23 protein-coding genes and 2 pseudogenes are annotated in these 19,449 nt (G+C 68.4%); 15 read left to right on the top strand and 10 right to left on the bottom strand.

Features of this window, described 5'->3' with window-relative positions; translation table 11 throughout:
• The first annotated feature begins 34 nt into the window (after nucleotides 1-34).
• From CG723_RS31500 to CG723_RS31485, 3 genes are all read left to right on the top strand, one after another.
• The gene (locus CG723_RS31500) at nucleotides 35-229 is read left to right on the top strand and encodes a DUF6417 family protein (RefSeq protein ID WP_100596917.1); all 195 of its coding nucleotides are present in this window, start codon (nucleotides 35-37) and stop codon (nucleotides 227-229) included.
• A gap of 139 nt (nucleotides 230-368) precedes the next feature.
• Entirely contained in the window at nucleotides 369-857 is a 489-nt protein-coding gene (locus CG723_RS31495; RefSeq protein ID WP_199841962.1) for a hypothetical protein, read from the top strand.
• A 287-nt stretch (nucleotides 858-1,144) separates the two neighbouring features.
• The gene (locus tag CG723_RS31485) at nucleotides 1,145-2,173 is read left to right on the top strand and encodes a YihY/virulence factor BrkB family protein (RefSeq protein WP_442802611.1); all 1,029 of its coding nucleotides are present in this window, start codon (nucleotides 1,145-1,147) and stop codon (nucleotides 2,171-2,173) included.
• A gap of 166 nt (nucleotides 2,174-2,339) precedes the next feature.
• On the opposite strand, the gene CG723_RS49340 is transcribed toward CG723_RS31485, so the two are convergent.
• On the bottom strand, nucleotides 2,340-2,543 hold the full coding sequence (locus CG723_RS49340; protein ID WP_442802609.1) for a hypothetical protein: 204 nt from the start codon (nucleotides 2,541-2,543) through the stop codon (nucleotides 2,340-2,342).
• Nucleotides 2,544-2,913: 370 nt separating this feature from the next.
• Here CG723_RS49340 and CG723_RS31475 point away from each other — a divergent pair, with 370 nt between their 5' ends.
• Complete coding sequence (locus CG723_RS31475) at nucleotides 2,914-3,276, top strand: four-helix bundle copper-binding protein (protein WP_100596915.1); 363 nt, start codon at nucleotides 2,914-2,916, stop codon at nucleotides 3,274-3,276.
• Between the two features lie 118 nt (nucleotides 3,277-3,394).
• On the opposite strand, the gene CG723_RS31470 is transcribed toward CG723_RS31475, so the two are convergent.
• The 4 genes from CG723_RS31470 to CG723_RS31450 all read right to left on the bottom strand — a co-directional run bounded on the left by CG723_RS31470 (nucleotide 3,395) and on the right by CG723_RS31450 (nucleotide 6,841).
• Nucleotides 3,395-3,817, bottom strand: coding sequence for a hypothetical protein (locus CG723_RS31470; RefSeq protein WP_100596914.1), 423 nt, complete (start codon nucleotides 3,815-3,817; stop codon nucleotides 3,395-3,397).
• An 809-nt stretch (nucleotides 3,818-4,626) separates the two neighbouring features.
• The gene (locus CG723_RS31460; RefSeq protein ID WP_100596913.1) at nucleotides 4,627-4,938 is read right to left on the bottom strand and encodes a hypothetical protein; all 312 of its coding nucleotides are present in this window, start codon (nucleotides 4,936-4,938) and stop codon (nucleotides 4,627-4,629) included.
• Nucleotides 4,939-5,242: 304 nt separating this feature from the next.
• Nucleotides 5,243-5,656: a (R)-mandelonitrile lyase gene (locus tag CG723_RS31455; RefSeq protein WP_100596912.1), complete on the bottom strand. Its 414-nt coding sequence runs from the start codon at nucleotides 5,654-5,656 to the stop codon at nucleotides 5,243-5,245.
• A gap of 288 nt (nucleotides 5,657-5,944) precedes the next feature.
• Entirely contained in the window at nucleotides 5,945-6,841 is an 897-nt protein-coding gene (locus CG723_RS31450; RefSeq protein ID WP_100596911.1) for a helix-turn-helix transcriptional regulator, read from the bottom strand.
• 337 nt (nucleotides 6,842-7,178) lie between these two features.
• On the opposite strand from CG723_RS31450, the gene CG723_RS31445 reads away from it, so the two are divergent.
• The 7 genes and pseudogenes from CG723_RS31445 (at nucleotide 7,179) to CG723_RS31410 (ending at nucleotide 13,916) form a co-directional block, all read left to right on the top strand.
• Entirely contained in the window at nucleotides 7,179-7,541 is a 363-nt protein-coding gene (locus tag CG723_RS31445) for a DUF2255 family protein (RefSeq protein ID WP_100596910.1), read from the top strand.
• Nucleotides 7,542-7,641: 100 nt separating this feature from the next.
• Nucleotides 7,642-8,715: a zinc-binding dehydrogenase gene (locus CG723_RS31440; protein ID WP_159032601.1), complete on the top strand. Its 1,074-nt coding sequence runs from the start codon at nucleotides 7,642-7,644 to the stop codon at nucleotides 8,713-8,715.
• Nucleotides 8,716-8,923: 208 nt separating this feature from the next.
• Nucleotides 8,924-9,690, top strand: a pseudogene (locus CG723_RS49335) (SDR family NAD(P)-dependent oxidoreductase).
• A 70-nt stretch (nucleotides 9,691-9,760) separates the two neighbouring features.
• Complete coding sequence (locus CG723_RS31430; protein WP_100596908.1) at nucleotides 9,761-10,606, top strand: SDR family oxidoreductase; 846 nt, start codon at nucleotides 9,761-9,763, stop codon at nucleotides 10,604-10,606.
• A 167-nt stretch (nucleotides 10,607-10,773) separates the two neighbouring features.
• Nucleotides 10,774-11,754, top strand: a complete 981-nt coding sequence (locus CG723_RS31425; protein ID WP_100596907.1) for an aldo/keto reductase — start codon at nucleotides 10,774-10,776, stop codon at nucleotides 11,752-11,754.
• A gap of 1,523 nt (nucleotides 11,755-13,277) precedes the next feature.
• A complete protein-coding gene (locus CG723_RS31415) occupies nucleotides 13,278-13,463 on the top strand; it encodes a DUF6381 family protein (protein ID WP_100596906.1) in 186 nt (61 codons plus the stop codon).
• Nucleotides 13,464-13,655: 192 nt separating this feature from the next.
• On the top strand, nucleotides 13,656-13,916 hold the full coding sequence (locus CG723_RS31410) for a hypothetical protein (protein ID WP_159032600.1): 261 nt from the start codon (nucleotides 13,656-13,658) through the stop codon (nucleotides 13,914-13,916).
• Between the two features lie 282 nt (nucleotides 13,917-14,198).
• Here CG723_RS31410 and CG723_RS31405 read toward each other — a convergent pair whose 3' ends face one another.
• Complete coding sequence (locus CG723_RS31405; protein ID WP_234374625.1) at nucleotides 14,199-14,837, bottom strand: type III effector protein; 639 nt, start codon at nucleotides 14,835-14,837, stop codon at nucleotides 14,199-14,201.
• Nucleotides 14,838-14,963: 126 nt separating this feature from the next.
• On the opposite strand from CG723_RS31405, the gene CG723_RS31400 reads away from it, so the two are divergent.
• The 3 genes from CG723_RS31400 to CG723_RS31390 all read left to right on the top strand — a co-directional run bounded on the left by CG723_RS31400 (nucleotide 14,964) and on the right by CG723_RS31390 (nucleotide 16,376).
• Nucleotides 14,964-15,398, top strand: a complete 435-nt coding sequence (locus CG723_RS31400) for an Hsp20/alpha crystallin family protein (protein WP_100596903.1) — start codon at nucleotides 14,964-14,966, stop codon at nucleotides 15,396-15,398.
• 113 nt (nucleotides 15,399-15,511) lie between these two features.
• Nucleotides 15,512-15,898, top strand: coding sequence for a DUF2267 domain-containing protein (locus tag CG723_RS31395; protein ID WP_100596902.1), 387 nt, complete (start codon nucleotides 15,512-15,514; stop codon nucleotides 15,896-15,898).
• A gap of 46 nt (nucleotides 15,899-15,944) precedes the next feature.
• Nucleotides 15,945-16,376: a DUF2267 domain-containing protein gene (locus tag CG723_RS31390; protein WP_100596901.1), complete on the top strand. Its 432-nt coding sequence runs from the start codon at nucleotides 15,945-15,947 to the stop codon at nucleotides 16,374-16,376.
• A 478-nt stretch (nucleotides 16,377-16,854) separates the two neighbouring features.
• On the opposite strand, the pseudogene CG723_RS48050 reads toward CG723_RS31390, so the two are convergent.
• Nucleotides 16,855-17,617, bottom strand: a pseudogene (locus tag CG723_RS48050) (sigma-70 family RNA polymerase sigma factor).
• 62 nt (nucleotides 17,618-17,679) lie between these two features.
• Here CG723_RS48050 and CG723_RS49330 point away from each other — a divergent pair.
• Nucleotides 17,680-18,219: a sigma factor-like helix-turn-helix DNA-binding protein gene (locus CG723_RS49330; protein ID WP_442802608.1), complete on the top strand. Its 540-nt coding sequence runs from the start codon at nucleotides 17,680-17,682 to the stop codon at nucleotides 18,217-18,219.
• Between the two features lie 16 nt (nucleotides 18,220-18,235).
• On the opposite strand, the gene CG723_RS31375 is transcribed toward CG723_RS49330, so the two are convergent.
• The 3 genes from CG723_RS31375 to CG723_RS48040 form a co-directional block, all read right to left on the bottom strand.
• Complete coding sequence (locus CG723_RS31375) at nucleotides 18,236-18,640, bottom strand: hypothetical protein (protein ID WP_159032598.1); 405 nt, start codon at nucleotides 18,638-18,640, stop codon at nucleotides 18,236-18,238.
• 282 nt (nucleotides 18,641-18,922) lie between these two features.
• Complete coding sequence (locus CG723_RS47065) at nucleotides 18,923-19,171, bottom strand: DUF6192 family protein (RefSeq protein WP_199841979.1); 249 nt, start codon at nucleotides 19,169-19,171, stop codon at nucleotides 18,923-18,925.
• Between the two features lie 65 nt (nucleotides 19,172-19,236).
• The gene (locus CG723_RS48040) at nucleotides 19,237-19,419 is read right to left on the bottom strand and encodes a hypothetical protein (RefSeq protein WP_234374624.1); all 183 of its coding nucleotides are present in this window, start codon (nucleotides 19,417-19,419) and stop codon (nucleotides 19,237-19,239) included.
• Between the last annotated feature and the right edge of the window lie 30 nt (nucleotides 19,420-19,449).

Below are 19,449 nucleotides of genomic sequence, written 5' to 3'. Positions count from 1 at the left end.
ATGCTCTTGAACTCTGGCGGTCGTTACCCAGGACATGAACTCGGATGCCACCAGCCTGATCCCGGCGCAGGACCCCACAACGCGCCGTCTGGAAATGCTCACCCTCGACGAATCCCACGACCTGCTACGCCTTCTTCAACTGATCGCTGCGGAGGGCCTGGACGATCTGAGTGAGGAAGCCGAGTGGTTCGCCCGGGAGATCGCCACACGAATTCCCTCAGAGAGCTGAGCTGTTGGCCTCGCGGCCATGGCCGTCTACAGCCTCCCTACAACTCGCCGACTACAGCCGCCAACGTCCAGCACATGCTCGACCAGATGTCTTTGAGCTGCACGGACTGCTGCCCGTACTTGATGCTTATCGTGCGGAGGTGACCGGTTCTGCACAGCCTCCACTGCTCTTCCTCGTTGTCGACGGACCCCTCATTCTCTTCGGGGCGACGCCGCAGCAGTGCCCAAACGGCTATCCGACCTACCCGGCCCCCGAACTGCAGGGGGCCAACGCGAATCTGTTGCTGGCCAGGATCAATCCGGCGCACGGGCCCCGGTTGGCGGCGCTGCCGTGCGATCTGGTCTGGGCCACGACATGGATGGCGGATGCGAACGAACACATAGCCCCGCGTATCGGCCTGCCGCAGTTGGCAGTTGTGCTTTGGCCGGAGTCGTCCGACCCAGAAGAGCAGGACGAGCGAGACGGACTGCATTGGAAAACCCGCGCCCTCGTCGACTGGGCTGCCGGACGCTCATTCACATGGGTCGACGACGAGATCACCGACACCGATCGCGCCTGGGTATCCACGCCGGAGGACACGCGAGGTCCCGAAGTATCAGATGCTGTGGCGCCGCCGTCGATGGCCTGAGGTAGGGGGCGGCGGGGGAGGAATGCAATGGTCCAGCCCTTGCCGAGGCCGCGGTGAGCGCCGCAGGCACCAACATGTCCGCTACCACTGGCCCTAGGCAAGCCTTGGAGGCGGCCCCCGGCGCTGGTCGGCTGGCCCATGTGGGTGCCGTCCAGTCGCAGATACCCAGCTCCGCGGGTGTGATGGGGGTGCGGTCCGTCGACCGCCTCGACGGCCGGCATCTGCCGCTGGAGTGCAGGTGAGGCAGAGCGCGCCGACTGCCGTGGGTGTCGGCGCTCGACGAAGGAGTGAATGTGGCAACGCCCTCCTCGGATGGCCCCCAGGCACGCAAGGGCGGTAACGGTGATGGCGCAGCTAGCCCTGCGCACGGCGGCGAGGAGGGCCACGGCGCCGATGCCGGCCGTGCATCCCGGAAAGGTGCCGCGGAGGGTAGTTCGTCCAGAGGCGCCGTGAAGCGCACGATGCGCGAGTTCAAAGAGGACAATCTCACGGACTGGGCAGCTGCCCTGACCTACTACGGAGTCTTGGCGATCTTCCCTGCCCTGCTGGCTCTTGTGTCCATTCTGGGCCTGCTGAGTCCTTCTACCATCGACTCGCTGATCAAGAACCTCTCCAGCATGGCGCCCGGGTCCGTGCGCAACATCCTCACCACCATGCTGGAGCAGCTCAAGGGCGGCCAGGGCAAGGCCCTGATCGCGCTGATCATCGGTGTCGTCCTGGCGCTGTGGTCGGCCTCCGGCTACGTCGCCGCCTTCATGCGCGCCTCCAACATCGTCTATGACATTGGTGAGGGCCGGCCGGTATGGAAGACCTTGCCGGTCCGCCTCGCCATCACCGCGGCGGTGGTGATCCTTTTGGCCCTTACCGCGGTCGGCGTCGTCTTCACCGGCACCCTGGCCAAGAAGATGGGGTCGGTCCTGGGGCTTGGCGACACGGCGGTGACCGTGTGGAACATCGCCAAATGGCCCGTCATGCTCATCCTGGTCGTGCTGATCGTCATGCTGCTGTACTGGGCCGCACCCAACGTCAAACGCCGAGTCCGGCGAGTGATGCCCGGCGCAGCCCTGGCGGTAGTCATCTGGCTCATCGCGTGCGCGCTGTTCGCTCTCTACGTCGCCAACCTCAGCAGCTACAACAAGACCTACGGCACGTTCGCCACCCCCATCGTCGCGCTGATCTGGCTGTGGCTCACGAACATCGCGATCCTGCTCGGGCTGGAGTTCAACGCCGAACTCGAACGCGGACGTGCCATCGAAGGCGGCCTCCCACCGGGCAACGAGCCGTACGCCGAGCCCCGCGACACCCGCAAGCTCTGATGACGGCCGGCACGTCAGCGGTTCCCTCGCGCGGTAGCGACTTCGCCCGGCTGTCACTCTGGGCCTCTGAGCCGGCCTGAAGCACCGCTGCCCTTGGACACCCTCGCCGATCTCCTGTCCTAGCTGCTGCTGCTGCTGCGCAGCAGCAGCACGCGTTGGGGCCCTCTCAAGCACCGAGGAGGCTCCCCGCGTCGCGGGCCGCCGACGCATCCGCGCCCCGTTGGTGGGTGGGTCCGCGCATCCGGAGCGACAGGCCGGGCGTCCCTGCGCCGGCGTCTGGCTCACCGTGCGGGCCCAGCGTGGCCACGGCCAGGGCGAACCTTGTAGCGTCGACGACGGCCGCACCGCCCAGGTCGTTGTTGAAGTACACGTACACGTCGTCCTGGTCCGGCCAGGCGTCGGCGATGCGTCCGTGCAGCCGTGTAGACCTCGTCCGCCTCTTCGGGCGGTGGAACTCCTCGAACCTGGCAACGTCTCGTGCTCGCGCCGGCGCCCCCGAGGCTGCGGACGGGGAGATCGTCGACGGCGCGACGGCGCCCGCTTCGGGGGCGTGGCCGGAAGCCGTGGGTCGACAACTCCGATGGACTCGTGACGTGCCCCTGGAGAAAATGCCGGGGATCATATGCTTTCGGCGCAAAGGTTGCGAAATCCTTCCATCCGTTCCATGGCGGGAGGGCACGGGCAGGCGTAAGACAGGGGTATGGGGTCCGCCCCGGGCCCCCTCACCCCCAGGAGGAGCCATGACCCAGGCCGGATCCATGACCGCGATGAGCAAGGAGATGCAGGACTGCGTCGCAGCGTGCATGTCGTGCCACAGCGTCTGCGAGGAGACCATGAGCTCCTGCATGCAGATGGGCGGCCAGCCCCAGATGCAGATCATGCGCGCGCTCATTGACTGCTCCGAGATGACCCGCATGTGCGCGGACATGATGATGCGCCGCTCGCCGATGTCGCCCGAGATGTGCGCGATGTGCGCCAAGGCGTGCGACATGTGCGCCGAGGCGTGTATGTCCATGCCGGACGATCAGCAGATGATGCGCTGTGCCGAGGCGTGTCGCCGCAGCGCGGAGATGTGCCGCGCGATGGCGGGCGCCACGATGTGATCCCTGCCTGATCGGCTTCGACGGTGCCCGGGCCCGGGCGCCGTCAAAGCCCACGGCGGCGCCAGATCGGACTGGGGGTCCTCCAACTGTCTCCACGGGTCGCCCAGTGGATGTGACTTTAGAGTGCGCCGTCCGCGATCAGTAGTGCTCGCGCCGCCGTGATCAGCTCCTCGCGTGGATCATCGATGTTCTCGATGTGCTCCGTGCGGTCCTCCCAGCCGGGCCCCCTCCCTCCGCCCAGGACACGCGCGAAGGCAGGGGAGGGAGGGACACAGAGACGGCCGCCCGGGGTGAGGAAACGTTGTTGTCGATCGCCCAACACCACCCAGAAGTCCACGCGGCGTTGGCCACGGGCACAACCCTCGCCGACCAGACCCCGCTCGTCGGCCGCCTCCTGCGGGGCGGAGTGAGCCGCGAACACATCCGAGAGGCCCTCGTGGGGCGCCCCTATCCGCCACCTCAGCAGCTCACCCACTCCCTGTCCGCCCTCGACGCCGCCCGCCTGCAGCAGCTCGCGCTCCTGGCCGCAGCCTCCGGTCAAGCTCGCCGTTCCTGGACGGCGCCGCCACAACCCACGAGCCCCGAGCCAATCCCCAATACATCTGCGATGGACGCGATCACGCCCAAGCCTGAGCGCCCGGGACAAGACGGCCTGTGCGGACGGCCCGTGGGCGCACCCGGCGCGCTGTGCCCCCGCTGCGCTCCCGAGCCGGCCTGAAGATCCGCGCACCACAATGAGGCGATGCCGAAGACAGGGGAGGCATCGCGGACGTTCCAGCAGGAGGCTGTCAGTCCCTGTTCATAAGATCACGGCATGTCTGATGCCTTCACCGTCTTGTGGACCCATGACACGTGCCGCGCGCTGCGCAAGGAAGGGCGCGTGGGCGAGCGACCTCCGGTCGCTTTCAGTGGCGTTCACTCGTCCCTGCCAGCGTGGACGGGTGCCCGTGCTGGGGACGAGGTGTACGCGCTGCACGTCAAGCAGCGCAAAGTGTTCGTGGTGAGTCAGATGCGAGTGATCGACGTGGAGCGTCGCGACTGCTGCGGCATAGCCCCCGCCGCCTGGGACGATCCTGCGTATCCCGGGCATGACGACTGGTCGATGCTCGGAGCGGGCGGCTGTGGGGCTCACGAGGCTTACCTGGCGCAACCGGCGAGGGCAGACCCGCGGTCTGAAGTACGTGGTGGATGGTCGCCTCGAAAGATCGATCAGCCTCCAGGGGTTCTACCGTCTGACCCCGGAGGCCGCTGACGAGCTGGCGGAAGTCGTCAGCCGTCCTGCCCGTTGAATGACCACCACCCGTCTGGTCACCGAGGCCGGCGGAACCTGGAGCCGACACGCCCCAGCGGCTACTGGGGGCCCGCTGACCTATCCTCAGGTCTTAGCGTCCGCACGCCTCGCGTCACCTTGGCGCCCCAGGTCGGAGCGACCGCTCCAGACGACGGAACATCACCGCCCGAGGACGTAGACCATCTGCGGAGCTCCCACTCGACGCCGGCGTCGTCGGCCTCGGCCAGCCGGAGTTGTGCGGAGGCGCTCGCCGTGTGCTCCTTGTATTTGGTGAACTCTCTGATGTCGGCGTTGCTCCACCAGCCGTGCAGGACGTCGGTTCCGTTGATGGTGAGGACCGGGTGGTAGTGGCCTGCTCTCACGCCGCTCATGACTGCTCCCTGGGGTGCCCGCCTCGCTTGCGGCGCGCGAGGGTGGCGGCTGTGATGACGTGTGGTCCGAACCGACTGCGAGCGGCATCTGCGACGGCTTCGATGCGGCGGGCTTTGTCGTCGCCGTCGTCGAGCAGCAGTTGATGGTGTGCAGTCTCGTCTGGCCCGAGCCGGTCGGCTCGCAGGGCGAGGTGGCGTACTCGGGCCCGCTCGAGCCCCAGCGAGGTGTAGAGGCTGTAGGCGAGGGCGGTGAGGGGCGGGCGAGTTGGCGCCCAGCGGCCATCGACTGCTCGGTGGCCGCCCATCAGCCGCCGAGGGCTGTGAGAGCCGCTGTGTACTGCTCGACAGTCACGGGCTCCAGCCAGGTGGTGCCGTCGCCGGTTCCGTCACCCACCACCATGGCGATGTGCGCCATGAGACGGGTGTTGGTGGCACCGTGCCAGTGTTCCTCACCGGCCGGGCACTTGAGCGCCTCACCAGCACTGACGCGCACCACGTTGCCGTCTCGGGTGCCGACCAGACCGACGCCGTCAGTGATGTAGAGGACCTGGCCAAGCGCGTGGGAGTGCCAGTTGGTGCGGGCGCCGGGGGTGAATCGCACCAGGGCGGCCGCGAGGCGGGCGGGCTCGGTAGGGGCCTCGATCATGTTGAGGTAGACGTCGCCGGTGAAACGCTCGGCCGGCGCCTTCATGGTGGGGGTGGAGGTGATGTGTTCCATGGCTCTTTTCCTTGATCGTTCCTACGGGAGGGTGAGGTCGGCTCAGGGCTGGCCCGTAGGCGGGTCGAATGGGCGCATCGTGCCTGACTTCCCGCCCAGGCTCTTGAGCCGACGCGGTAAGGACCGACACAGATGTGCTGCTGCCGAGGACTCCGGCAGCGGTGACGATCCCGGTCACGCCAGCCCCGGTCTCGCATCTCCGGATGACGGCGATCGGCATGAGGCGTCAGGCGCAGGCTGGTCCTGGTCATGACATTTCCGCGCATCGCCCTCGTACCGTCGCGGACGTCAACCGGTCCGGTCGCGTGTGTCTTCAGCGGGGGCCGACGCGGAAGCGGCAGCGGCGGTACCGGTCCAGCTGGCGAGTATGGAGAGTGCTTCGGCTGAGGGGGAGGCGGGCTCGGGGGTGAGGATGACGAGGGACTGGTCGGGGGCGCCGGCGACATTCAGGGTCACGTAGTTGAGGGCGAGGTCGCCGACGAGTGGGTGGTGGAAGTGTTTGGTGCCGGTGGCGTGGGCGAGAACGTCATGGTCGGCCCACATGCGCCGGAAGGCCTCGTCGTGCAGGGACAACTCGCCGATGAGTTCGGTGAGTTGGGGGTCGTCGGGGTGGCTTCCGGCGTACAGGTGCAGCGTGGCGACGGTCTCGGCGGCGGCCTTGTCCCAGTGGTCGCCGTACAGGGTGCGGGCATCCTCGTCGAGGAAGAGGTAGCGCAGGAAGTTGCGCTCGGCATGCGGGCGGGCCTGGAAGTCGGTGTAGAGGGCGCTGCCGAGGTGGTTGGTGGCCAGGACGTCCATGCGGCGCCCCAGGACCAATGCCGGGGAGCTGATGGCGTCCAGGGCCTGGTACAGGGTGGGGTGGACTCGCTGGGGGCTGAGGGGCCGCTTGCGCCGGGGACGGGCTGAGGTGGGCTGGGCGAGGTCGAAGAGGTGGGACCGTTCGGCGTCGTCCAGGCGCAGAGCGCGGGCGACGGCTTCGAGGACCGTGCGGGAGACGCCCTGGGTGCGGCCGCGCTCCAGGCGCACGTAGTAGTCGACGCTGACCCCGGCGAGCTGGGCGACTTCCTCGCGCCGTAGCCCCGGTACCCGGCGGGCGCCGGGGTGCGGGGTCAGGCCCGCCTCCTCCGGGGTGATCCGGGCCCGGCGGGTGCGCAGGAACTCGCGGATCTCGGTGCTGTGGTCCATGCCTCCACGCTACGGCGGACACCTCAGGGCCAGTCACCTGTAAAGGGGTACCAGCAGACCCCCGGAAGAGACGTGCCCCGTACAGCGCCCCGCGCTGGCCCCGCGGGTGGTTGCCTGGAGAACAGGCAGAGACCGGCACGGGGCGTCGAGACACCGAGGGCCGCAGAAGCGAAGCGCAATGCAGGCCGGATCGCGCAGCGCCCCAGGTCACCTACCTGTCGCGGCGCTGAGCACCACGATCTCTGGCGGTAGTGCTCTCGTGTGCGAGCAGTGGCGCGCCCACCGCCTGCGGCCGGTCTCACCCCACCACCCGCACCACACCGAAGGAAGGACTGTCATGACCTCCTGGAGCCCGGCAGAACTTCGTGCGATCACCGAGAACACGGACCTGTTCGTTTCTCCCTTCCGTACGGACAGGACCACCTACGGCACCCCGACCCAGACCTGGGCGCTCGTCGTGGACGGCGACGTCTATGTGCGTGCCGCCAGCGGCCGGCAGTCGAGCTGGTACCGGGCGGCCGTCAGTCAGCGGGCCGGTCGTGTGCGTAACGCCGGAGAGTTCCACGATGTCGTCTTCGAGCCCGCGGGCGGCGGCGACATCGATGCGGCGTACGAGGCGAAGTACCCGGGCAGCGACGCCGTCCCGATCATGCAGGGCGACGGGCCGAAGGCGGCCACGGTCCGCATCTCGCCCTGCTGAACCCGGCAATTCGCGTGCCCACCCACATTCGGGCTCGCCCGGAGACGCAGGGCTCCACCCGCAACGTCAGGGCGGGACGACACGAGAGGAAATCCCCCCCATGAAGACCATGAAGGGTTACGTCATCCAGGAGAAGGGCCGCGCCGACTGGCAGAAGGTCCCGCTCCCGGAGATCGGACCGTACGACGCGCTGGTCCGCCCGACCGCGGTGGCGACCTGTACGACAGACGTACACCTCATCGACTCACTCGCGCTCCCGAATGCGCTGGGCAAGGTCATCGGGCACGAGGCTGTGGGGGTCGTCGAGCAGGTCGGTGACCTGGTCGCCGATTTCGCTGCCGGGGACCGTGTCGTCCTTCCCGCGGGGCTGGCCGACTGGCGACATCCCAGGGCGCAGCGGGGCGAGGGCAAGTTCCACCAGAGCAAGAGCCCCTACTTCTCCGACGACCCGACCAACGGCGGGTGGTTCTCCGAAGTGGTGAAGTGCTTCGACGCCGACTCCAACCTGGCGCACATCCCCGACGGAGTCACCGATGTCCAGGCAGTTTTTGTCGACGACATGGCCGCCACCGCCTTCACCGGCGTCGAACGGATGGAGATCCAGTTCGGTGAGGTCGTCGTCGTACTGGGCGTGGGGCCCGTGGGGCTGATGGGTGTGGCCGCGGCGGCGCTTCGGGGGGCCGGCCGTATTGTCGCCGTCGACTCGCGCCTGGACAGGATGACCCTCGCGACGCAGTACGGGGCGACTGACCTCATCGACTACACGCAGGGCGACATCTACGGGCAGATCATGGCGCTGACCGGTGGCGCGCATGTCGACAGCGTGCTGGTTGCCAGTGGCGGCAGCGCGAGCGACCAGATCACCACCGCTATGAGGATCACCAAGTTCGGCGGTCACGTGTCGGTGGTTTCGGGGTTCTTCGACGACGAGACCGTGACGCTCCCGATGGACGTCTGGAACTACGGCGTGATGGAGAAGTTCCTCACCGCGGCTCAGGCCAACCAGGGCCGGGACTACATGGAGCGGCTCCTGCTGCTGATCGCGAACGGAAAGCTCGACACCCAGCCGCTGGCGACCCACGTACTGCACGGCTGGGACAAGGTCGGAGCCAGCCTGGAACTGATGCGCAGCCGCGACCAGAGCGTCGTCAAGCCGGTCGTCATCGTCGACTGACGGCCCTCGCCCGGAACAGCCAGGCGCGGGCATGTCTGCCGAAGGGGGCACTGGCAGACCCCCGGAAGAACGGTGCCCCGTACGGCGCCCCACGCAGGTTCCGCGGGTGATTGCCTGGATATCGAACCGTTAGAACCCTTTAGCGAAAAATGCGCGAAGTGCCCGCATCGACTGAAAGCGCGGTGCACCGCCAGAACGGATCCGCCTCATGACTTCGAAACTCACCGGCGCCGTCGCGCTCGTCACGGGCGCGAGCAGCGGTATCGGCGCCGCCACCGCCCGTCTGCTCGCCGAGCAGGGCGCCGCAGTGGCGCTGGTGGCCCGCCGCAAGGACCGCCTCGACGACCTCGCCGCCGAGATCACCAAGGCCGGAGGGGCGGCCCTGGCGGTAGGGGCGGACATCACCGACCGCGCCCAGGCCGAGGCGGCCGTGCAGCAGAGCATCGGACAGTTCGGACGCCTCGACATCCTGGTCAACAACGCCGGCCTGATGCTCCTGAGCCCCGTCGTCGGCGCCGACCCAACGGAGTGGGAGCGCATGATCGCGGTCAACGTCCAGGGCCTGCTGCATACCACCCACGCCGCCTTGCCGCACCTGCTCAAGGCCGCCGAGGAGGGTCCGCGTCGGGTAGCCGACATCGTCAACATCAGCTCGATCGCCGGCCGCGTCGCCTGGAACGCTACGGCGTCTACAACCTCACCAAGTTCGGCGTCAACGGCTTCACCGAGTCCCTCCGCAAGGAGATCACCCAGCGCCATGTGCGCGTCGGTGTCCTGGAGCCGGGCGGTGTGGACACCGAGCTTGCCTCGCACAACGACCACAAGCCCGAGATCCGCGAAGCGACCGCCGCCTTCTACGAGCAGACCGAGGTCCTGACCTCCGAGGACATCGCCGACAGCGTCGCCTACATGGTCACCCGCCCCCGCCACGCCTCGGTCGGCGAACTGTGGATCATGCCCACCGACCAGGCCTGACCGCGCCGCTCGCCCGCACCGTCACCCCCCCAGGCGCCGCCGCACGGCGCCCGAAAGAAATGGATTCCCCATGAGCAAGGTCATCTTCGTTACCGGCGCCGGGCGCGGTCTGGGTACGGACATCGCCCGCGAAGCCCTCGAGAGCGGCCACCAGGTCGTCGCCACCGGCCGCCGTCCCGAGGAGGTCGAGAGGACTCTCGGCGGAACGCAGGACAACCTCCTGGTCACCAAGCTGGACGTCACCAGCCTGGAGGACGCCGAAGCCGCAGCCCAGGCAGCCGTCGACCGCTTCGGCCGCATCGACGTACTGATCAACAACGCCGGGAACTTCTACGCCGGCTACTTCGAGGAGGTCACTCCCGAGCAGATGCGCCAGCAGTTCGAGACCAACCTCTTCGGCCCGATGAACGTCACCCGAGCCATCCTGCCGATCCTGCGCAGGCAGCGCGACGGGCACATCATCACCCTCTCCTCCTCCGCCGGACTGATCGGCCAGGAGTTCTGCGCCGCCTACGCCGCCTCCAAGTTCGGCGTGGAGGGCTGGATGGAGTCGCTGCGCTTCGACATCGAGCCCTACAACATCCGCATCACCCTGGTGGAGCCCGGGTTCTTCCGCACCGAGCTGCTCGTGGACGCCTCCACCACCTGGCCGGAGCCGACCATCGCCGACTACGCCGAGCGCACCGCCCGGACCGTCGAGGCCTGGAAGGGCATGAACGGGCGGCAGGGCGGTGACCCAGTCAAGCTTGCCCGTGCCCTGCTGGCCATCGCCGACCAGCCCCAGCCCCCGCTGCGCTTCGTCGCCGGCGCCGACGCCATCGAGGGCGTCGAGGCCAAGGCCAGGGAACTCCTCGCCCAGGCCCAGGCGTCCCGCGAGCTCGGCGGCAACCTCGGCCACGACGACGTCACCGCGTGACAAGACGCAGTGAGGCCGGACGGACAACCCTCCGTCCTCGCTGCCAAGTCGGGGAAAGGCGTGCCGCGTCATGGGTGCTTCCGGTCCCCGGGCAGAGCCGTGCTCCGCACGGCTTCGATTCCTACCCGTCAGCCATGCCTGACGCTCTTTACGACAAGGAGTATCCGATGAAGCACGTATCCCTGGGTGGGCTCGATGTCTCGCGCATTGGCCTGGGAGCCATGACCATGGCCGGCACCTACACGACGGGGGGCGGCCTCGACGACCCCGAGTCGATCCGCACCATCCACCGCGCGCTGGACCTGGGGGTCACCCACATCGACACCGCCGAGATCTACGGCCCCTTCCACAGCGAAGAGATCGTCGGCAAGGCCGTCAAGGGGCGGCGCGACGACGTCGTCATCGCGACGAAGTTCGGTCTGGTCTCGCACTCCGGGGGCGGCCCGGGAGTCATCGACAGCAGCGCCGCCAATGTGAAGGCCGCGGTCGAGGGCTCACTGCGACGGCTCGGCACTGATCACATCGACCTCTACTACCAGCACCGCGTCGATCCGGACATTCCGATCGAGGAGACCGTCGGCGCGCTGGCCGAACTGGTCGCCGAGGGCAAGGTGCGCCACATCGGCCTGTCCGAAGCCGGGCCCGCCACGATCCGGCGGGCTCACGCCGTGCACCCAGTGGCCGCGCTCCAGACGGAGTACTCGCTGTGGGCCCGCGACGTCGAGGCCGAGATCCTGCCGCTGCTTCGCGAGCTCGGCATCGGATTTGTGCCCTACTCGCCGCTCGGGCACGGCCTGCTGACCGGGCAGATCCGCTCCGCCGAGGACATCCCCGACGACGACTGGCGCAAGACCAACCCGCGCTTCACCGGTGAGAACCTCCAGCGCAACCTGCGCATCGTCGACGAGATGCAGGCCATCGGCGCCGAGCTCGGCGCGAGTCCGGCCCAGACCGCGCTGGCCTGGCTGCTGACCCGCGGCGACGACATCGCTCCCATCCCCGGAACCCGCCGGGTCGCACGCGTCGAGGAGAACACCGCCGCCGACGGCATCGAACTCAGTGCCGCCCAGCTCGACCGCCTCAACAACCTCACCCCGGCCTCGGGGGAGCGCCACGACGAGGTGAACATGGCGAGCATCGACGGCTGATGAGCGCGCGGCGCACGGAGGGCGGGGAGCGCGCCCCCGCTCCCCGCTTCCCCCTTCTTTTCAATCCCCTCATACCCACCTGACCAGGAGACTTTTCCATGCAGGCAATCGGTCTGTCCTCGTACGGCGGCCCTCAGGTGCTACGCGTCGTCGACCTGCCCGAACCGCACGCCGGTCCTGGTGAGGTGCGTCTACGGGTGCGCGCGGCCGAGGTGAGCCCGGCCGACGTGATGCTCCGCGCGGTTCTCTCGCCGAGTGGTACCGGGACGCGGAGCCTCCCTTTGTCCCCGGCATGGACGTGGCAGGGACGATCACCTTCGCCGCGCTGATCAGGTCCATGCGTGCCTCGACCAGCTCCGGGCCGGAAAAGCTGCCCCAGAACTCGTGCCCGGTCACGAGCGTGGCGAGGCGCATGACGTCCGCCTTGAGCCGGGCGACCTCGGCGCTCTGCTGCTCCGTGTAGCCCGGGGTCGGCGGCCGCGCGATGTCGTGGGGACCGTGGCCGGTCGCGGCGATGCCGTTCTCGTTCGGCTCCACAGACCAGGGCGGTGGTGGCTGCTTTGCTGGTGGGTCCCGTGCGCGCAGGGGCGTACCGGGTCTGGACGGGGGAGTAGCCACGTGGTGCGCGTGAGGGAGTATGTCCGTGAGGACGGCACGAGGGTCCGGGAGCACTCGCGGTGGGCGGCCGGTGCGCGGGGGGAGATGAGTGTCCTGGCTGTGATCGCTGTAGTGGTTGTCGGCTTGGCCGGCACCTCAGGGAGCGGCAGCGCGGACGGCTCCGGAAGGCAGACGCCCCGCCCGGGTCGACGGCCGTCTACCCGGTGAAGTTCCCTCACTGGGACAGGCCGCGGCCCCGGCCGGCGCCGACCGTTTCGTATCCGATCCCGTGGGACCGGAGTCACTGAGCGACACGTGGAGGCGTCCCAGGGGTGACTGCAGCTGGATTCGCGCGTTAGAACTGTGTGACCACGACGACCCCGCAGTCAGCCCCGGTCACCGGCCGCGAGGAAACGGTTCCTCCAGCGCCTGGTGAGCCGATCTTCGCGCAGCTGGCCACCCGCTGGAAGGCGGAAGGGCGTGTCGTGCCGGGGCAGATCGACCGGGAGTGGGGCAGGCTGGCAGACAGGTGCCCGTGGCCCACCCGATAGGCCAGCGTGGTGCGGTGATCTCCGCCCCTCATTCCCGCACCCGCTGTACCGGCCGGCAGCCTCGCCGACCTGCCCGGTAACCGAGGCTGCCGACCGGGGGACCAACCTGACCAGCTGACTTGCTGGCCGGGGAGGCCTCTAGGTGGTGTTGGCGGTGAACAGGCGCTGGGCCGCCGAGCTGGCTCCGCTCAGGCTGAGGGGGATGTCGAGGCCCTTGCATATGCGATGGGCGCCGTGTCTGCACCGGCACGCAAGTCGTTCCGCGTGGGCTTTTCCAACTGTGTAGATAGCAGAGGGTGATTGATCGAGATGCCGGGGGTGACGAGTCCTGTTTCGCTCATGTGACCCGCTCTTCCTCATCCCCAAGGAGTGATCATGAGCGCTGCAGGCGAGTCCGGCCGTGCCCAGCAGATCCGTGCCAAGGCCCAGGACCTGGAACAGGCCGCGGAACGCGCCACTGACCCGCAGGAGCGTCAGCGCCTGAAGGACAAGGCACGCCACCTCAAGGAGCAGAGCGAGCAGATAGGCGGTACGGGCAAGCCGGACATCCACCCGATGTAGTCCCGGCAGTTCCCAGCACAGACACCGGCCGGGGGCCGACCTCCGTGGCTCTCCGGGCACGCGAGAGGCCCCCGGCCGGTCACTGCTTCTCGCCGCTCAAGAACAACGCCTCCCCGGCCAACGACACTGGCAAAGGCAGTACCGCCCAGTCGTCCTGCGCTCGCGTTCTCGCTGCCCACCGGCGCTTTCCTGGTGACCTCGCGCGTGATCCGGTGGGCCGTGGCCGGGCTCGGGGTCGTAGCCGCCCTCGTGTACCGGGCCTGGGTGGGCCCGGGCCGCCGCAATGCGCGTAGCGGTGGCGGGGCCGAGGGCAAGCAGAGCTGGTTCGGTCCGAAGCGCCACGGCATGGGCTGGGGACCGCAGACGTGGCAGGGCCGGCTCATCACGCTGGCCGTCGTTACCGCTGTGCTCGCGGCCAAGTTCGTCTTCGGCCTCCACTTCTTGAATGGCTAACGACGTCGGGGGAAGTGCCGGCTGGGCTGTTGGGCCGTGACATGAGAAGGGCCGCGCGGGTTGGGTGAGTTGTGAAGCTGGCTTGGGCCCGCACGGCCTGCTCCAATTCTGCCCTTTCCGGGGTCTCCCTTGCACCTTCGGAGCTGTTCGCCGAGCTCGCGGGCCGTGGGAGGCCGCACGTCAGGCGGCACGCGATGGTCCACGCCGACGGGCGGCCGGGGCCGGACGCACCACCCTGCGGATAAGGGTCACGCGTGCGACTCGGGCGCTCATGTGCCCTAGCTAGCGGACGTCGTTGCCTTGGCGGAGGTGGCCGGTGTTGCGGGTGAGGGTATCGATGCGTGCCGCGAGTTCGGGGTGGCCGGCCTTGAGGTGGACGTGGGTGGCGGAGAGGGGGGTGATGAGGTTGGCGGCGTCGTTGTCGGCGAGGGCTTCGGTGAGACGGGCCAGCGGCGGCTGGGCTTGGGCGGGGAGGTCGGTGAGGGCGATGATCTGGCCCGCGAGCTGTCGCAGGTCGGCGGCGTTGGTCCGGGCCCAGGCGGTGAGGGTGCGGTCGGCTGCGCGGCGGCTTCGGGTCGCCTGCACGCGCTGTTCGCGGGTGGTGCCGGGGGCGCCGGGGCGGACCCGCAGGTAGCGCCGCTCCGCGGCCTGTCGGCTGGCAACACCCAGGGGGTGGGCGAGGTCGGCCCAGCTGGTGCCGGCGGCGCGGGCCGCTTCGATCAGTCCTGGCTCCCATCCGGCGAGCTGTTCGCGTAGTTCGCGCAGCATCAGCAGGGCGGCCAGGGCCTCGTCGGAACTGACCTGTTCTCCGTGGGCCGACGGTTCCTGCGCGTTCTGGGCGCTGTGGACCGCCTCGTTGATCGTTTCCAGCGCCGCAGCGGCGGCGAGGAACGAGGCGGGGGCCTGCCGGTAACCGTCCACGAAGATCCCCTCATAAATGTCATCCTATAGATGACATTTCGCTTGTCATCGTTTCGATGACGTGCTACAACGGTGTCAGGTGAAGCGCATTGGCAGGTTCTGCCAGACCTGTGGAGGTGTTCCGTGATGTTGATGCGCACCGACTCGTTCCGTGAACTCGACCGGCTCGCCCAGCAGCTGACGGGGGTGACCGGCACCTGGTCCAGGCCCTCGGCGATGCCGATGGACGCCTACCGCGAGGGCGAGGAGTACGTGATCGCCCTCGACCTGCCCGGTGTCGCCAAGGACGCGATCGACATCGACGTCGAGCGGAACATGCTCACCGTCCGGGCCGAGCGCCGCCCAGCCACGAAGGCGGACGACGTGCAGATGGAACTCTCCGAGAGGCCCCTGGGCGTCTTCTCCCGCCAGCTGGTACTGGCCGACACCCTGGACACCGAGCACATCACCGCGGACTACGAGGCCGGTGTGCTGACCCTGCGCATCCCGATCGCCGAGCGCGCCAAGCCCCGCAAGATCGCGATCGGCGGGGAGTCCGACCACAAGCAGATCAGCGGCTGAGGAACCCGTTCCCCGGCCCGCGCCGACGGCGGAGGACGGGCGTCGATTTCCCCCTCCCGGCCCGTCCTCCGCATTCCCTCCATCCTTCGCACTACAGAGGAGGCAGAGCGGCCATGCGATGGGACGCATTCCTCGAGCAGGTGCAAGAACGCGGCCAGTACGCCACCCCCCAGGAAGCGGAGCGGTCTGCGCGCACCGTTCTGGCGTTGCTGGGCGCCCATCTGGTGGGTGAGGTCCGGGCTGAGCTGGCCGCCCGGCTTCCGGAGACCTTTGCCGTGATCCTTCTCAACCCGCTGCAGGCCACCGAGCCGCTTTCACCGGAGCGGTTCGTGCGGGCGACCGCGGCGTGGATCGAGGGAGCCACTGAACGGACCGCGGCCTGGGACGTCAGTGCCGTGCTGAGCGTGGCCGCCGATGCGGCCGGCGAGGACCTCACCCACCGCATCCTGCTCCAACTGCCCCCGGGCTACGACCTTCTCTTTGGCCATCCCGAGACCTGAGCCCCGAAAGACGACATCGTCCTCGGGCGAGAAAGGCAACCACCTTATGCTCCCGCTGCATGAACCGGCCGCTGCCCGGCCCGGCATGACGTTTCATCAGTTGCTGGAAAGAATCCGCTACGAAGGCGCGTATCCCACCCGGGAGCGGGCCGACGACGTCACGCGAGCCGTGCTGGCAGCTCTGGGCCGCCAGCTCACCGGCGACGAACGCGTCGACCTCGCCGCCTGCCTCCCCACGGAGGCCGCACGCATCTTCGCCGGCCAGATCCCCGCTCAACCACTCACCGGCTGGGGCTTCGTCAAGGACCTGGCCGCCCGCACCGAGGCCACCACCGCGACCGTCCGCTGGGACACCGGAGCCGTTCTCGCCGTCATCGGCGACCTAGCCGGCCCCAGCCTCCTGGACCGCATCCTCACCCAACTCCCACCTGGATACGCCCTGCTGTTCGGCCGCGCCGAACTCACCCAGACCGTCTGACCTCTGGCGCAGGAGCGGAGCGAGAGCAACTGCGCCGACCGTGAGCACGGCTGGAACATGAAAAGACAGGCTCGCCATCCCGTGTCACCGTTCGGAACCCCTTGGGCTGCTGACGCGTGACGGACAGTCGGCACTTCGCGTGCGATCCTCGCGCCAGGTCCGTGCCGAGCCGTCCCGCCCGGCACGCCAGGTCGACACGCAGGTCTGAGGCCGTGAGGCGCCTCCGGGCGACGCGTACGTCCCCGCCATGTTCTCGCCAGAAGTCCGACCTACAAGTAGCGGCCCTGTCGGCTTCGGTTCAGGGGTAACCGGATGACCCGGCGCCGCCTGTGCCGTGGCTCCTTTACCTGTCGATCGCAGCGGCGTACGAAGAAGAGGTGGCCCGGCCCGGTTCGGCGAAAGCCGGGCCGGGCCCTCCGCCGTTGGAGACGCAACCCGACGGCGTGAGAACACGCGGGCGCACCCCAAGATTCGGGGCTCAGCGTTCAGGCGCCTGTGCGTCCTCGCCCAGCTGCTCGCCGCGGGTGGCTTCGTCGCGTACGCGCTGGCAGCTGGTGTGGATGAGGCGGGAGACGTGCATCTGTGAGATCCCGAAGTGTTCCGCGATCTGGCTCTGCGTCATGTCTTCGAAGAACTGCAGGTGGAGAATGGTGCGTTCGCGTTCGGGGAGGTGCTTGAGGGCGGCCTTGGCGGCTTCCCGGTCGGTGATGACCTCGTACGCAGCTTCGGGTGCGCCGAGAGGCTCGCCGAGGCTGAACTCGTCAGAGAACAGCAGGCTCGCATCGAGGGACAGAGCGCTGAAGCCGTCAATCGCCTTGAGGCTGTCGCGGACCTCGTCCTCGCTGAGGCCGCTGTGGGTGGCGATGGCAGCCACAGCTGGGTTCCGAGCCGGCTCCGGGCTGCTGGGCGAGGTCGCGGCGGGCGAGGCGGACCTTGTTGCGCAGGTCCTGCACGCGCCGGGGGACGTGGACATCCCACATATGGACGCGGAAGTGCCGGCACAACTCGCCCCTGATGGCCGGAACGGCGTAAGGCTCGAACCGACCGTGCTGCGGGTCGTAGTTCTGTACGGCCTTGAGCAGCCCCATGGCCGCGACCTGGCGAAAGTCCTCAAGGCTTTCGCCCTTGTCCTGACCGACGATGAGGTACACGACGGGCCTCAAGGCGATCGACGGCTTCAGCGCCTGTCCCTCGACGCGGGACTTATCCCCTCCGGCGACGATGAGTACAGCCTCGTCCACGCGCTCGGCACACCCGTGGCGCCTACGACATCGTCATCGACCGCGAAGCGGCCAGGACCGGAATGGAGCAACTTCCGGAGCGTGAGCGCTCCATCCTGCACATGCGGTTCTTCGAGGACATGACGCAGAGCCGGATTGCGGAGAAGTTCGGCATCTCACATATGCACGTCTCCCGTCGCATCCACAACAGCTGCATACGCGTTCGTGAGGAAGCCGGCTGTGGCCGGGACCGTGATGAGGTGATCGGGCGGCGTGAACTGAGTGGGGTCCCAACGGCCGACCCCGCTGTAATCGTCGTGGGCAATGGCGGGGCCGGACAAGAGCAATCACACAGCGTGCCCCCGCACATCAGCAGCGGTCTCGCGACCGGCCTGACCAGCAGCCTCGTTAGTCCGGGCAGGTCGTCGAGGCTGCCGGCCGGTAAAGCGGGTGCGGAGACGGGGACGGAGGCCGCCGCGCCGCGCTGGTCTATGTCAAAAGACCTCGAGCAGCTGCCTGCCAGCTTGTCTCATTCCCGGTCCGCCTGTCCCGGGGCGACACGCAGCTCCTCGCTCCAGCGGACAGCCAGCGCCGCGAAGATCGGCTCACCAGGCACAAGTTGAGCCTCCTAGAGCCGGGCTACGTCCGGGCGGCGCGTACGAGCCGGTTGTACTCCAGGTCGGTCTGGCTCATGGCCTCGACGAAGAGGTCGACGCCATCAAGCTGATTTCTGAGGGCGACGTACACCGCGGTGTGCGCTGCCCCCTGCTCGGGACTGACGCTTTGGGGCGACCAGGAGATCAGGACAATGGCCTCTCTGCGACGGCCGTCCCGGTCGGCGAAGCACAGCTCATAGGCCACGAGGCGTGGATCGGACGGCAGAGCCTTGAGGAGCTCGTCGTGGGTCAGATTCCCCTCGAAGTCCAGGATGAGGGTGTCCAGCTTGTCGTTGAGCCGGTACAGCACGGTGGTGATGTGCCGGCTGGTTTTGAGCTCGTTGAAGGCGTCGATGCAGCGGTCTTCCACTGAGATAGCACTGGTCACGATGACACCTTCCGATCACGGGCTGGACGTTCGGAGAGCTCAACGAGCCCTTGACCGGGAGGTTGTGGACGAGGCCGTTCGCCAGCACCTTAAGTCCAGGGCGGGGGCCGCTTGCGGCACAGACTTACGGGCCGACTTTCTCGTCGGCGAAAGGCGAGGCACTCAACTCAACCATCGTGAGCGCGTGCCGGGCCCCGCGTAGTCGCTTCGCTTAGGTCACCGCCAGGTGCTGGCGAGGCGAGGGCTAGCGGTACGGTTGCGTGCGCGAACCCGGCTGGCCGACTAGTTGCCGAACTGGGCCCGGTTGACCAGGAAGCGGGCGGTGTCGTCCTGCATCGTCTCCCTCGCGATGTCGGGGCGTTTGAGCATCTCGGTGGTTACGTACCTGCTTGGCGACCTCGTCGTCCCGGGCGCCGCCGTATCCGTCGACCCACACACCGTGGAGCGGGCGTGGTTCATGGCGTCCAGGTGGAAGAACAAGACGACGGCAGCGTTCTCCAAGCCGGTCGACCCCGCCGTCGGTGAGCTCATCGATGCCTGGGAAGACGTTCGCCCTGCCCAGCAGCGACGCAGTCCGCCCGGCAGCATCGCCGGGATCATCGCCCTGTCCGTGCGGTGTTCAGCGCGCTGAGGGCTGCCTCGACCTCGTTCGATCCGAGGACGCGCGGGAGGGTGAGGGGTGTGCGCAACGGAGGTGTCCCGCGGGTGGCGCTGCGGCGGCGGTTGGCCAGTCCCGTTGGCACCGGGTTGCGGTCGATGGCGAGGGCGTCGCGGGTCATCAGGTAGCCGAACTGCCCGGAGATGCTCGC

The sequence above is a fragment of the Streptomyces sp. CB01635 genome (genome assembly GCF_002803065.1).
Lineage (GTDB): Bacteria > Actinomycetota > Actinomycetes > Streptomycetales > Streptomycetaceae > Streptomyces.
This window is presented reverse-complemented; position numbering and strand designations above follow the sequence as displayed.